The sequence below is a fragment of the Bacteroides sp. AM10-21B genome (assembly GCF_003472565.1).
Classification (GTDB): domain Bacteria; phylum Bacteroidota; class Bacteroidia; order Bacteroidales; family Bacteroidaceae; genus Bacteroides; species Bacteroides propionicigenes.
Window position 1 is genome coordinate 120553 of record NZ_QRME01000001.1, and the last position, 16251, is coordinate 136803.

General features: G+C 40.6%; 6 protein-coding genes. 1 reads left to right on the plus strand and 5 read right to left on the minus strand.

Annotated features, from left to right (window positions below; all coding sequences use genetic code 11):
* Positions 1-125: 125 nt before the first annotated feature.
* Positions 126-1985 (minus strand): SLC13 family permease, encoded by a 1860-nt coding sequence (locus tag DW121_RS00450; RefSeq protein ID WP_117711230.1) that lies wholly within the window; start codon positions 1983-1985, stop codon positions 126-128.
* Between the two features lie 151 nt (positions 1986-2136).
* Between DW121_RS00450 and DW121_RS00455 the strand changes: the two genes are divergently transcribed.
* Complete coding sequence (locus DW121_RS00455; RefSeq protein WP_118322694.1) at positions 2137-6228, plus strand: hybrid sensor histidine kinase/response regulator transcription factor; 4092 nt, start codon at positions 2137-2139, stop codon at positions 6226-6228.
* Between the two features lie 78 nt (positions 6229-6306).
* Here DW121_RS00455 and DW121_RS00460 read toward each other — a convergent pair whose 3' ends face one another.
* Genes DW121_RS00460 through DW121_RS00475 form a run of 4 tightly spaced genes read right to left on the minus strand, consistent with a single transcriptional unit; the run spans position 6307 to position 16235 of the window.
* A complete protein-coding gene (locus tag DW121_RS00460; protein WP_117711228.1) occupies positions 6307-8886 on the minus strand; it encodes a glycosyl hydrolase 115 family protein in 2580 nt (859 codons plus the stop codon).
* Positions 8887-8898: 12 nt separating this feature from the next.
* A complete protein-coding gene (locus tag DW121_RS00465; RefSeq protein ID WP_118322921.1) occupies positions 8899-10488 on the minus strand; it encodes a glycoside hydrolase 43 family protein in 1590 nt (529 codons plus the stop codon).
* Between the two features lie 26 nt (positions 10489-10514).
* Positions 10515-13766: a glycosyl hydrolase family 95 catalytic domain-containing protein gene (locus DW121_RS00470; RefSeq protein ID WP_187119987.1), complete on the minus strand. Its 3252-nt coding sequence runs from the start codon at positions 13764-13766 to the stop codon at positions 10515-10517.
* 24 nt (positions 13767-13790) lie between these two features.
* The gene (locus DW121_RS00475; protein WP_117711227.1) at positions 13791-16235 is read right to left on the minus strand and encodes a glycosyl hydrolase family 8; all 2445 of its coding nucleotides are present in this window, start codon (positions 16233-16235) and stop codon (positions 13791-13793) included.
* Between the last annotated feature and the right edge of the window lie 16 nt (positions 16236-16251).

A 16251-nucleotide genomic window follows, 5' to 3' on the forward strand; every position in this document is an offset into this window, starting at 1 on the left:
TGGTATTTGGCGTCAAAACCAAAAGTTTCATGCACAAGAACAAGAAGTTTCACAAGGTGGGACTGCAAGTTTCAACGAAGGAAACTTCCGGTTCCACCCATTGAAACAAATTTCCTACCCACCCCTTAAAAGGGAAACAACAACGGGAGCACAAAAACCATTACTACTCCCATAATAATCTGCAAAGGAAGCCCCACCTTTATGTAGTCCATAAAAGTATATTGCCCTGCCGGCATCACCAATGCGTTGGGTGGGGTAGAGAAAGGAGAAGCAAAGCACATACTTGCCGCTACTGTCACCGCAAACAAGAATGGCACAGGACTAACTCCTATCTGCATCGCACTCTGAAGCGCGATAGGAGCCATAAGAACAGCTGTCACCGTATTGCTGATAAACATTGTCATCAATGAAGTTGTAAAATAAATACCGGCCATCAGCACAATCGGTCCGTAACTTCCCAATCCGTTTACCAAACTATTGGATATATATTCCGAAGCACCGGTTTTCTCCAAAGCCAAAGACATTGGCAACATTCCGGCAAAAAGTACGATAGTTTCCCAGTTAATCGTTTTATAAGCGGCTTCCACATTGCGAAAACATCCGGTCAGTACCATCAATAAACCGGCTATCATAACAGCTGTAACGGGAGCCACCGGAATAAAGTCGAACACCATCATTACTACCATCAATGCCATGATAGCCGCAGCTACGGGAGCTTTATAATCCAGTGTCACTTTAGCTGCCTCATCCAAAGGCTGTCCCAGTACCACCCATTCAGTATCTTCCTTACTTAAGCGTGCAATATCTTGCCATGCCCCCTGTACCAACAGTACATCTCCGCTATGCATATGCTCACGTCCCAAATCCTGCAAGATATACTCTTTCTTACGACGGATTCCCAGTACATTTACGTTGAACTTATCACGGAATCCCGCTTCCTTCACCGTCTGATTGATAATTTTAGAAGAAGGCATCAATACAATCTCAGCTATGCCGATGTCATAGAAATCGAGTTTGTTGTCCGCTTTCACAGCTTCCTCGGTAGTATGCCCATCAATCATCTCCAACAAATAATCTCCGACAAAGCGGTTTACGTCTGCAACGTCTCCTGTAATGTAAAGCACGTCACCTACCCATATCGTTGTGTCAGGCGATGCCAATTTCTGAGTAATAGTTTTAAGAAACTTGTGCTGCGCAGCCTCACTGCGACGCACTTCCAAAATATTCAGTCCATACTTACGGCGGATATCCAGTTCGATAACCGTTCTCCCTATCAAGCGTGACTCATTAATGGCACGCAAACGAAACAAATTGTTTGACAATCCATATTCTTTCACCAGTTGGTTCAGTGATTTCCCTGACAGGGACGTATTCTCCCCTTTTCCCTTTTTAGACAAGAACCACTTGGTAAGGGGTAGCAGCACCAATGTACCTACTATTACACAAACAATACCCACAGGCAGAAATGAGAAGAAGGACAAAGGCTCGAATTCCGCACCCGTCAACGTATTCTGAATAACAAGGTTCGGAGGTGTACCGATAAGCGTCATCATACCGCCCATACTACTGGCAAAGGCCAAAGGCATCAATAAACGTCCTGGATTCATACCGGCACTTACAGCCAAACTCACAACTATAGGAAGCATTAACGCCACCGTTCCCGTGTTACTGACAAAAGCTCCGATAGCTGAGGTCACCAACATTACCAGCAAAAAAAGTCTCAACTCACTTTTACCGGCCAGTTTCAGAATACGAGAACTTATCATCTTTGCCAAGCCTGTTTGAAAGATAGCTCCACCTACTACAAACAGCCCCACCATCATGATTACAACCGAATTTGAAAAACCTGACAATGCTTCCTCCGGAGTCAGAATCTGAAAAACAAGCAAACCAATCAATGCACAAAGTGCAACAATGTCCGAACGGACTTTACCCGCCACAAAAAAAGCAGCGGAAAGGACAAGGATTATAAGGGTTATCAACATAAGTAAAAGTTTAAAAACCGTACAAATATACACATTTATGCCTCATTTCACAATCTTTGATTTATACAAATATGAATCCGCTTTTTATCATAAGCACATATTATGTTATTGAAGTTTTTTTATGTAAATTTGTCAGCCCAAATAATATACTATGAAACAGAAATCAGCAATTACTCTTTTGTATCTCCTTTTGTCCATTTTATGTTATGGTCAAAAGGGCAAACTGTTTACTGTAGACAGTGAACTGTCAAGCAGCATGATTAATAGTATTTATCAGGATAAAGAAGGAATAATATGGATAGCTACCGAAGACGGTCTGAATAGATATGACGGAGCCAAGTTCAGTGTATACAAACACAACGCATACGATGAACATTCACTCTTAAACAACTATGTCCGTATTCTTTTTGAAGACACAAAGGGAGCTTTTCTGATAGGTACACTAAACGGTTTACAGGCTTATGACCGTGCAACAGGTATCTTTTCCACCATTCCCATGACCTTTGAAGACGGGGGTACATTAGGTGCGAATATATCTACCATCATTGAACGTAGTAATGGAGAAGTATTAATAGGAACATCCGGGCATGGCATATTCTCTTTAAGCATGAAGGAAGGGCATATAAAAGCCCAGCAATTACCCACATTGGTTCCAAGCTACCTCATCAACCAGCTTTACGAGGACCGAAAAGGTACACTATGGGTCATCACTAATGACAAAGGAATATACAGCATAGACAAAAATAAGAAACTGAAACATTACCCAAATGAAAAAGAAATGATATGGCCTTCTTCCATTTGTGAGGATAAGGCCGGAAACATTTATATAGGATGTTTGAAGAACGGACTATTCAAATACAATCCACAGACCGACTGTTTCACTCATATAAAATGCCCTTCCTATCCGCAATTACCGATTAAAGCTTTATATTCCATGAATCAAGATGAAATATATATTGGAACTGACGGAAATGGAATGAAAGTATATCAGGTACAGAAAGAACAGATAATGGAGAGTCCTATCAACGTTACCAGTTTCAATTTTAATAAGTCCAAAGTACATTCTATCCTCAAAGACAAACAAGGTAATCTTTGGTTGGGATTTTTCCAGAAAGGAGTTATGATTGTCCCTCCCATTACCAATAACTTCAAATATATGGGGTATAAATCTTCTACTCATAACACAATCGGTTCTTGCTGCATTATGTCTGTATACAAAGACCACAACGACTCTTACTGGATAGGTACAGATAATGACGGAATTTATTGTATCGCCCCGGACGGTAAACAGAAGGCGCATTTTGAACAAAGCCCCGATATCGGGCATTCGGTATCATCTACCATTATGAGTATTTGCGAAGACTCGGACAGAAACATATGGATAGGTTCGTACCGAGACGGTCTTGCAAAACTAAATCCTCAAACCGGACATTGCGAATACGTAACTTTGCCGTATAAAAACGAAGAGCAAGTACAAAGTATCTACAGTATTATAGAGGACAACCACAGACAGCTTTGGGTAAGCGCCATGGGGGCCGGGCTTTATCGTATCAATCTGGACACAAAAGATGTGTTTCGTTGCCCGACTCCTAAAAGCGGTCTTGAATATCGTCTCAAAGGTAACATGTTACATAATTCATGGATTAACTGCCTGTTGTACAGCTGCAATGACAAGCTTTATATCGGTACATATGACGGTTTAGGCTGTTTGGATATACCAACAATGAGTTTTGTATCTACCTACAAAGTAAACCGCCTGCTGCAAGGAGATGTTATTTATGCACTGTATGAAGATCTGCATCAGAACATCTGGATAGGAACTTCACAGGGCTTAAAACAGTTGAATCACCAAACACAGGAAGTCAAACAATATACCATATCCGATGGGCTTCCCAGCAATTCCATTTCCGCCATTGAGGGAGACTTGGATGGTAACTTGTGGATAAGTACCAATTTCGGTATATCCCGATTCAATCCCGAAGCACAAACATTTGTCAACTTCTATGCCAGCGATGGTCTACAAGGAAACGAATTCAGCAAAGGAGTATCATTTGCGGGGAAAAAAGGAGAAATCATATTTGGTGGTACTAACGGTATCACTTATTTTAACCCAAAGGAAATAACAAGCCCCAATAAAAAGCCCGAAATACGTATTACAGACTTCTACATTCATGATAAAGCTGTAAAATTAGGCATGAAATCCGGACATTATGACATTATTAAGACTTCTGTAATGAATGCCGACAAATTTCACTTGTCGTACAAAGACAATTCATTCAGTATTGAATTCTCTGCAATGGAGTTTTACAGCCCTGAACGTATCAGCTACTCTTATATATTCAATAATAATACATGGGTGAATTTGCAACCCGGAGTCAACAGAGTATCATTCAGTGATTTGACACCGGGTACCTATCACTTCCAAGTAAGAGCCAGAGATTATAACTCCTATTCTGAAATCAAACAACTGACCATTATTGTTTCTCCACCTTGGTATGTATCACTGTGGGCCAAAACCATATATTGCCTGACAGCAATCATCATTGTCGCTTTCATCATTGTACAAATACGGCAACGCTACCATGCACGCCAAAGAATGTTAGAGCATATACACGCCGAGCAACTGAATGAAGCCAAACTGCAATTTTTCATCAATATTTCTCACGAAATACGAACACCGATGTCGCTTATTATCAGTCCGCTTCAGAAACTAATGGCGAACGATTCCGATACAGAGCGTCAACAGAGTTATAATATTATCTATCGCAATGCTGAACGCCTTTTGAGACTTGTCAACCAACTTATGGATATTCGGAAAATAGACAAAGGTCAGATGCAACTTAAGTTTCAGGAAACAGATATGGTAAGTTTCATACAAGATTTGTATGATACATTTACATATCAAGCTAATACCAAACATATCCTATTGACTTTCCACTCCGAAGTGAAAGAGTTAAAAGCATGGATAGACCCCAAAAACTTTGATAAAGTAGTCTTGAATATACTCTCCAATGCTTTTAAATTCACACCGGAAAATGGAAAAATAAAAGTTCATTTGTGTACCGGTAATAATCCCAATACCGCCCAGAAAGCACTGAGCCATTATTTTGAAATCAGCATAGAGGATGACGGAATAGGTATCAATGAAACTGAATTGGAGCGTATCTTCGATCGTTTTTATCAAATACGAAACAGCCAAAACAACTCAAACATCGGAACAGGAATCGGACTACACCTCACCCGCTCACTGGTAGAATTACATCATGGCAGTATTACTGTCGAAAACAATAAAGAGACCTCCGGATGCCGTTTCATTATCCGCCTGCCATTAGGAAAGGCGCATCTTACACCGGAAGAAATTGATAATTCAGTGCCCCAAAACAGCCCTGTACATATAACAACTGCCCTACCAGCGGCACCTATTACAGAAACATCTCAAAAAATACGTTCCAAATCCAAATATCGTGTCTTGGTAGTAGAAGATGATGAAGAAATTCGCCGTTATATCTGTCGAGAACTGGGCAGCGACTTCCATATGCAAGAATGCAATAATGGAAAAGAAGCCCTTACACAAATTCTCAAGAAAAGTCCGGATTTAGTTATAAGTGACATCATGATGCCTGAAATGGACGGTATAACTCTTTGCTCAAAAATAAAACAAAACATCAATATCAATCATATTCCCGTTATTCTGCTTACAGCAAAAAGCCGTGAAGAAGATAATCTGGAAGGTCTCAGCATAGGAGCAGACGCCTATATAACAAAACCTTTCAGCATTGAGATTCTCAGACAGAGTGCTTTTAATCTGATAAAGAGCCGGGAAAGGTTAAGAAATAATTTTCAAGGTAGCCAGGAACAAGAAGAACGGATGCAAAAATTAGAGATGGACTCACCGGATGATCGCCTGTTGAACCGTATTATGAAAGTCATCAATGACAATATAGCCAACCCTAAACTAAATGTTGAGTTGGTAGCTGACACTGTGGGAATTAGTCGTGTTCATCTTCACCGTAAATTAAAAGAACTAACCAATCAGTCCACCCGTGACCTGATACGCAATATCCGGCTGAAACAAGCTGCAAGCTTATTGGCAAGCAAACGTCAGAACATCAATGAGGTTGCAAGCCTGACAGGATTTACTAATGTAGCTTATTTCTCAACTGCATTTAAAGAGTTATACGGCATGACACCTACTGCCTATATGGAGCAACATTTAAACTCAACATCTTCTGATACGGAATGATACAAATAAAGCGGACTCCTACAGAAGGACATAAATAAATCTGTAAGAGTCCGCTTTATCTATCTATAAGAAAAATATCTATTTATTTCTTCTGCAAGGAGATTCATCCATAAATAAATAAGTATTCTGGTATCCGCCGCAATCTACTACTATCTTTTCAAACACGATTCCCGGATGCAATGGTTTCAGTATAAGAGTTTGAATATTATCCTGTGTCTCAGGAAGTTTCAGTTTCACTTGACTTTCAACTACCCTCCGGGCAACAGTCGGATAGAATACACTATATACATTCTCCGGCTCTTCGTTCAAGTTTGCATTGAAGTTAATTGTTTCCACATTACCACCATTAAACCCTACTTCATATTTATGTCCTTTTACATCATGAAAAGCCAACGTTGACTTCACTATGACGTGAACATTAACTTCCGTAACATCTTTAGGAATTTCCATCCTATATGCAAGAGAGGCCCCTGTAACATCCTTAGAATAAGGCATCAAAGCCACTCCACTCAACGTACGTCCCATATATGGGATAGTTGTCCATTGTGCCTCGGCAGCGTCCTTCTTCTCAAAATAGTGTTCGGCTTCCATTGCCACTACACCGTCTTGGGATTTAAAGACATATCCACCAGTCTCTTTAGGTTCTGCTATGCGATACACTTCCGGCTGCTTGTCTGCTGGGAAATTATCATTCCAAGAAGTATAACCGATATGCTTCTGTATCATCATGTTCTTCCACTTACCACCCGACATTACATTGTTATAATCGTAACACAAATCCTTGTCACGCTTAAAAGCCATTTCAACTTTATCTGCCCAATAATTAGCCTGCGGATTATTCTCTTTATAGAGTTTATGGTTCATGGCTTGTGCATAGTACATTTCATACAAATTGGCCATAGCCTGAACCGGAAAAAGAATCAATTGCTTATACGCATCTTTATATTCCGGTTTGAGTGCCATATATTGGCGCAATGCTTCCGCTTCAAGTTTTATAAACTCGTCTGACACTTGCTTCCACTCTCCGGTCTCTAAATTATAAGTTTCACAATCAAGCATCTCAGCTGTAACTCTGCCGGCATATTTACTATATAAATTCAAAATACGCATAGCTTCACCCGCTTGTTCTTCACCGAACTGTTGAGCGCAGAATTGACGTGGATGGTCTAACAAGTTATCAACAGTATAACGTTTAGGATTCCAAGCCATATCAAGAAATAAAGTAATAGGATATTCCATCGGCTTCAAATCGCCGACATTGAGTACCCATAATTTATCAACCCCGTAATCATACGTCAGTTGCAACTGTTCCCACATATTCTGAATCGGAGTCACATTAAGCCATTTAGTGTTACGAGGTGCCCCCACATAGTCTACATGATAATATATACCCCATCCTCCGGGATGTTTCCTTTCTTCAGCATTCGGTAAACGGCGTACATTTCCCCAATTATCATCACTCAGCAACATAATAACATCATCCGGCACTCTAAGCCCCATATCATAATAACGTTGCACTTCTTTATAAATAGCCCATACTTGCGGACGTTTTTCAGGAGCTTTTCCAGTCACCTCTTTGATAATACGTCTCTGGTTTTTGAAGATTTTTTCCATTAAACGCATATTCTCCTTATCACGCGGTACATATTTATCATCTTCTCCTTCCTTTCCACCCATTGGGGTATCACCATCACCTCTCATACCAATTGTTATCAAATCTTCCGTATTTAAAGCACGTTCAATACCTTCGCGAAAGAAACGGTCAATCACTTTCTGATTGGAAGTATAATCCCACACACCATACTCTTTACGTTTTCTCGCCCATTCTTGGTGATTACGTGCCATAGGTTCATGGTGAGAGGTTCCCATAATAACTCCCATCTCATTGGCTGTCCTGCTATTTTCGGGGTCATCTGCATAAAAGCTCCAACTCCACATGGCAGGCCACATAAAATTACCACGCAGGCGCAGAATTAATTCAAATACACGTGCATAGAAACGATGATCACCATAGTTTGTACCATATGTGTGTTTCACCCAACCGGTCAGACAAGGAGCTTCATCATTCAGAAAAATACCGCGATACTTCACAGCCGGTTCTCCTGCCGTATAATTTCCGCGAACGATAGATAAATTCTGCTGGGGAATAACCGGAACATCAGCCCAATCATACCAAGGAGAAACACCTATTTGTTCTGATAACTCATATATTCCGTAAATTGCTCCTCGTTTATCACTACCTACAATAACCAACGCCTCCTCCACATTCTTTAAAGGAGCGGTCACTACTGTCATCAGGTATTTTTCATTCTTACCATTCAGCGATGAAGCATCTATCTTCTTCGCTTTCACAAGTTCTTTTATAAAACGACTTTTAAGAGTACCTACTATAACCATACGCTTTGCACGTGGTTCAAATTCCAAATCAGCCGCCTTACCTGTTACTTTCTTAAAATCACTCTGAAGATTCTTCGCAGCTATCATTACACCGGCATCTTCCAACTCATCTATCAATATGGCATTAGGAGTACCGTTTTCTACAAGCGTAAATCTATCGGATGCCAACTGATTAAAGGTTATCCCCTTATTATCTATAGCCCCTGCATCCAAACACAAAGTTGAGAGTAACAATATTCCCAAACATTTTTTCATTTCCATAGTGCATTCCTTTTATTTATCATATTTAAAATAATCTATATCTACATAACCGCCTAAAGATTTCGTTGCATAATTAAAAATAGCGAACTTACTTCCCATAAAGAATCTGGTATAATCAAAAATCATCTTACAGGGCTCCCCGATTCGTATCCACTCCTTATTGTCATAGCTATAGTAAAAAGTAGCTTCATCTTTTTTATTTGCAAAGTCACCGTCAATGCGAAGGTAAACTAAATCTTTTTTACAAGCCACACGCTCCTTTTCCTCTACCTTTACATCCGTCACTCTTTTATCTTTTTTTGACAGACTAACAGACTGAGTAGACATTACCAAATGTTTTTCTCCATTTTCCTTTAAGACAGCAAGTACTCCGGATAAGCCGTTGAAAGCCGTAAAACCTGCGATGTCACCATCTTTCATCTTTGACACATCCATTGCTATTATTCCGCTACATTCGGGAGCGTTCATTCGTTGTGTCAAAGTATTAGGAGCCAAAAACAAATTGTCTACTACCCGTCCTGTTTTCAAACGCAAAAAACCCGGACGCTCAGTCAGCGACCAACAATCATCTAACGGATTATGATTCCACTGCCAGTTAAGGCTCAATTTTGTATCACTAAAATCATCACTCCCCATAATACTTCCCTTGCATTCATTCGGAAAAGTGTTCATTAGCATTGATTCAGGAACACGTCCTTCGGCGTCACCCAACATAGGCCAGCCATCTACCCAGCGACAAGGCATCAAAGTGGGCACACGTCCTATGCCTCCCCGATCCTGAAAAATAAATCCATACCAATTACCATCAGGTGAATCAACGATGCAACCTTGTCCCACGCCTCCGTATCCTTGGAACTCAGTTTCAAGGATAACTTTTTTCTCATACGGACCGGTGATTTTATCAGCCCGATAACATACTTCACGACGTAGTCTTCCCGGTATACTCCAGTCCATCGAAATCATCATCAGATAATATTTTCCATTGTATTTGAATGCCTGGCTTCCTTCCAACAGTCCCTGCTCATCTGCATCCCGTTCAAATATTTTCATGTCTATACCACCGGGTTCTACATCGCTAAGATCACTCTTTAGTTGACGCAATTGCCCTGTTCCATAAAAGAGATAAACCTTACCATCATCATCAAAAAGTAAAGACGCATCATGGTGATGAGGCGGACGAGAGACTAAAGTCCATTCACCTGCCGGGTCTTTTGTTGTATAGATATACCCCCGATGAGGTTCGTCATTAGGCGAGAACCACACATAGAACTGCCCGTTATGATAACGAATACTTGATGCCCATTGTCCGCGACCGTACACTGTACCCTCTTTCAAGTCATAACGAGGCAAATCAGTAAGTTTTTGAAATACATAACTAATAGTTTCCCAATGTACCAAATCTTTTGAACGCATTATCGGACAACCAGGCATCAAGTGCATAGTAGTACTTACCAAGTAGTAGTAATCACCCACTCTTATCATCGACGGGTCTGGTACATCAGCGTTAATTACCGGATTATTGAAAATCTCCTGCTGCTGTGCGATAATCCCCAATGAGAAAATAAGCAAAGCAATAGAAATAATTATTTTTTTTAAGTTCATATTGATACTACTTCTATAACATTTTATCAATTCAATCCAGCTCTCTCAAACAAATACTCTTTACCGGGTTCCGTCTCCACATCATATTCGTATACTTTATAAAGTATGGGTAACTGAAGTACATTCAAGTTCTTTGACTGTAAGGGTTCTGCAATCTCTGCCGGTGCGTACAACATATTCGGACAGTCACCTTTGGCAGGTTTTAGATTTTCTCCTTTTAAAGGTACATAACTACGAATGCGTAATATACCACCAATACGCGAATATACTTTAGCCTTAAGCAACTGTGCCCCATCCCATTGCATATCAACAACAAATCCACCACGGGCTACCAAACCACTGATGCTTCCTTCGTTCCATTCTTCAGGCAAAGCAGGAAGCAATTGTACTGCTCCATCATGACTTTGTAATAACATTTCGGCTACACCTGCCGTATATCCAAAATTACCATCTATTTGGAAAGGCGGATGAGCATCAAACAAATTGGGATAAGTACGACCTTCGGGAAATTCCTTTTGTTTGTCATCACCCGGAAGAATACGAAGCATATTCTTTATAATTTTATAAGCATGATTACCGTCAAGCATACGTGCCCAAAAGTTTATCTTCCAACCAATGCTCCATCCTGTCGCAGCATCACCTCTCTGTAAAAGCGTGTTTCTGGCAGCTTGAAAAAGTTCAGGATTAAGCCTCGGCGAAATTTGATTACTGGGATACAATCCGTAGAGATGCGAAATATGACGATGATTATCACGAGGATTATCAGCATCTATCAACCACTCTTGCAACTGATTGTAACGTCCTATCTGCATAGGTGGCAATTGCTTGAAAGCAGTAACTAATGAATCTTGATATGATTGAGGTTCATCCAATATACGAGCAGCAAGCATTGTGTTATAAAGTGCATCAAAAGCAATCTGGTTGTCCATCGTACATCCGGCAGTAATCGAGGAACCTGCATAACCATGTTCAGGTGATACAGAAGGAGCTGTTACTAACCAACCGTTTTTAGGATGTTTCACTAAATGGCTCAAATAGAAATCAGCTGCACCTTTCATTACAGGATAATATTGGCGTAAGAATTCTTTATCACCGGTAAATAAATAGTGTTGCCACAAATGTTGAGCCAACCAAGCTCCTCCATTAGGCCACATACCAAAATAAGCGGCATCTACCGGACCACAGGCACGCCATAAATCCGTATTATGGTGAGCCACCCAACCACGTGCTCCATAAAGAGTCTCAGCCGTCTTTTTGCCAGTTATACTCAACTCACTTATCATATCAAAAAGAGGTTGATGGTTTTCCGATAGATTTGTAACCTCAGCAGGCCAATAATTCATTTCTGTATTGATATTAATCGTATATTTACTGTCCCAAGGAGCATTTACACTACCACACCACAATCCTTGCAAATTAGCCGGCTGACCTCCCGGTTGTGAAGAAGAAATTAACAAATAGCGACCATACTGAAACATCAGTGTCATAAGATTCTGATCATCTCCATCAGCAAAAGCTGCAACCCGCTTGTCTGTTTCCTGCGCAGACATTTCGGTAGAAGGTATGGAGAACTTCACACGGTCAAACTGTTTTCTATAAGTATCTATATGATTGGCAAGAGCCTGTTCATAGGGAGTCTTTACAGCTTGTTTCAACTTAGAAGAAGCACGTTTTGAGGCATTACCGCTCACATTATGATAATTCACGAAATTTGTCGCTGCAGATATATAAAGAGTAGCTACGGTAGCCTGATTAATAATTACAGATTGATTCGATTTACCAGACTTTCCGTCATGCTTTACCAATACACGGCATTCGGCATCCAACGCGGCAGGGATTCCTTCCTGCTCAACACCCTTACATTTTACAATCAACTCATTTCCTTTCGCCGTTACCATATGTTCTAATGGCGAATTATAACTCAAATCAAAGTTCAACGCTTTCGGTTTATCAGCTTCCATACGCACAACAATTACATCATCCGTAAATGATGAAAATATGGTACGCGTATAAGTAACTCCGTCCACCACATAACGGGTTACGGCTATGGCATTTTCTATATCCAGTTCACGATAGTAACTTTCAGCTTTCTTATGTTCAGGTTGGTTAATGAATAGACTCCCCATTGTAAGAAAACGCATACCATGTTGCCCGGTAAAGAAACTCTCATCTATCTGCTTTTGTGCTTCTGTCAAGCGATTAGCAAATACAAGCTCACGCACTTTAGCCAAAGCGTCTTTTCCTTTCGGATTATCATTACTGTAAGGTCCACCGGCCCAAAAAGTTTCTTCATTAAGCTGAATTTCTTCCTTATCCGTACCACCATAGACCATAGCTCCCAGACGAGAGTTACCAACAGGCAGCGCTTCTACCCACCGATGTGCCGGTTTTGCATACCACAGTTTCATCCGGGTTGCTTCCTGCTTATTTATCAGTGCCTTGTAGCCCAATAGCTGTAACATAGCTTCAGCATAACGAGCACCAAGCATACGATACCCCCGAGCTGTAAAATGCAAATTATCACCAGCTGCCGGGCAGCCTGCAGACGGAATAACATGTGCGGTAGGAATCACCTGTGGTAGCGTATCTATAATTTCATTCATGCTCGCACAGATACCTTTCTGATTAGCATGTACCACTTCTCCTACTAACAAAGGCACTTCTGCTGCATTCAAGTTCAAATCTGCCAATAAGTTTTCATAAACGCCCTTCAGTTTTCGCGGCCACTCTTTATCACCGGTATTTGATTCTCCCTGATGTACTAAAATTCCTTTTATTACTCCATCTCTCTGTGCTTTTTTCGCGAGGTCTACCAACCAACCATAGGGATTATTATCGTATGACTTCACTATATTCTTCAGCCAATCAGGTTGAGAAGCAATATGTTCCGCATAATTTTCTTTATCAAACAACTCAATACGGCAACCACCAATAGCCACATTGATAACACCTACCTTTATATTCGACGGCAGATTATCCACCATAGTGCGTCCAAAATAGTCGCATGGGGTCAATCCTGTATGGCAACGCGCTAACGGTGGTACAGCCTTATACCATTCCCCTTTTGTTCTCCCACGTTCGGGACAATCTACCGCAGACATCATCAGGAAACGTTCACTTATTCCTATGCTATCCTGTGACTCAACCCTTGCATTACCTTCCATATTCGATTGGCCGAAAGCCAAATAAATATGGAAATTCTTATCTTGCGCATACAATGCTGAGCAACCTCCTAAAAACAGGCATACCAGCAATAAATTAATCACTTTGTTTTTCATTCTCGTTTTTCAAGTTTATAGTAGTTAATATCCTTTCGGAAATATAATTTGATAATTCCCGCTCAGATGCATAAAAGCAAATAGACGAAGTAATCCATCATAATAAGCATCGAAATATCCATCATCATAAGGAATATGTTTGGCATTCCACAAACGATCGACAAATTCACGGCTCTTATCGTGCGTACACACTAACGATACCGCAGCCGTAGTAGCAACCAATCCCAATGAATGTCTCAACTTTTTATAACCTCCGGCTCCCAACAATTCTGTTACGGATGTACCATCCACGTTATATTGATCTACAAAAGTATCTATACCTTGAGTATAAAAAAAGTTTTGTACTTTATTTCCATATTCTTGTTGCCACTTTTTATCTGCACATGCCCACGAATAATCCAGTGCTATATTCATAGGTACACGCCATGAATCAAAACGAAAAGCATCTCCTATAACCCGTTTACTACCCAACAAAGTACCATCATAATTATTATAATCAGGATTAAGCCCTGTTACAGGATGAATGCTTTTATGTAGATATTCACGACTTTTCCGAGCACACTCTCGCCAAAACTCACTTCTGCCGTCTTTTGCCCACCGAGCCCATACCTCATAAAAAGCGGGGACATGGTAAGAAGGATCTGTAAACCGTCCTCCAAAACGATCCGGTGTGAATGTTATCAACTGATGTTCCAAATTAATAAAGGGTGCTACACGATCCATACCAACTTTCTGCATAGAGCAATCCAAAATATTTTGCGCCTCAGCAAGATAATTAATCCCCGTTTTATCTCCCCAACGATTAGAAGCAAAAATAAGTGATGTTACATAATAAAGTTCTCCGTCAGAAGCCGGCCCCTGAGCATTACGTGTACCATCCGTTTTGCAACTCCATGCAAAATATCCTTTCAGAGGACCTTCCTGATGCTGCATATATTTCTTCCCCCACCGCCATAAACGATCAAAAATATCTTTCCTGTCAAACTGGACTGCAATCATCAATCCATAAGACATTCCTTCTGTACGTACATCATGATTTTTTATGTCACTGATATAAGCCATCGAGTCTCCGACCTCAAAATAGACTTTATCCGGTCCATAAAAAACACTCTCAAATACAGAGTTTAGTTTCTTATCTATGTCTTTCTGCTTATAGCCTAACTCTGCAAAAAGATTACGATACTGCCTTGTTTCAAAAGCACCTCTATTATAAGGCTGCCCATTACCGCCTAATTGTTCCAAATCTGTTACAGCCCAAGGCATCCACTTTAAATAGTCTATATCTCCAAATGCCTCCGCTTTAGTAACAGATGTATCCACATTTGTTTTACCCAATAAAAATCTATCAATGAAAGATTCCACTTCCGAATACTGACTTTCAGGCAGCATACAATGCATATGCCCCCCCTGAATGGAAAATCCCATACGATCTTCTATTCCAAAAGCCTTCCATACCATTCGCGCAGCCTGACAAGACACATAATTCGATTCCTCTGCCAACCATTCATAATCAGTATTTCCAAGCACCAACAAAGCACGAGGAGCAATCAAAGCTGCCAGTTCATGATGATCAATAGGAAGACGATTTACATTATTACCGGCAAATCGCCGCATACTCTCCAAAAACCATGCATAACTCGTACGTCCCAGAGTCTCCACATTTCCCAAAGTTTCAGAGACACGCCAAGCATCAACACCTCCACCGCCAGGTTCCTGAGCGATAGTTAATGCAATCCGCTCATCAAAAGCTCCCGCAAACAAAGCCATTTTACCGGCAAATGAGCAACCGGATATAGCCAAATGAGAAAGATCAATACGAGATTTCTTTCCAAGCTTTTCCAGTCCGTCAATCAGTCGACTGACTCCCCATGACCATGCGCAATAGGCCCCCATATCTGTCTGATTAGGATATAAACGATTGATCGGTTCAGTACCACGTTTTTGCGTATGAGACATGACTTGTGCAAAATTAAACGTAATCTGCGCAATACTTTTCTTATCAAACAACTGATATGGGAGAGAACCTGTAGGTCTGCCTATTCCGATAATAGCAGGAAAAGGACCGTCACCTTTAGGATATTTAATAGGGGCAGTCAATAACAATGTTTCACCATTTTCGTGCACTACGACCCGCAATGTATCGTTATCTAAAGTTGCCTCTATACTATCTTTTGAAACAACAGGCTTCATACCTAATTCATAATGCTGCAACTGACAGGCTATTTCAAAACGGCGACGTTCCCAATCTTTAAAATCCATTGATCTCCCACTTCCGTCAGCCCATGCAAAAGGATCGGGAAGAGTGGCTATTTCGGGTAATTTGTCAATGGAAGGCATCTCAGGAATTTGGTAATTATCGTTCATACACTCTTTATCGTACACCAAAGGTATCACTGTTTGTCCAAAAGCTGTTGCCTGAGCCAATAATAAAGCTGCCAAAACTGTTTTCATTTTTTTTGTGTTTGCCATAAAATATAAGTTTTAA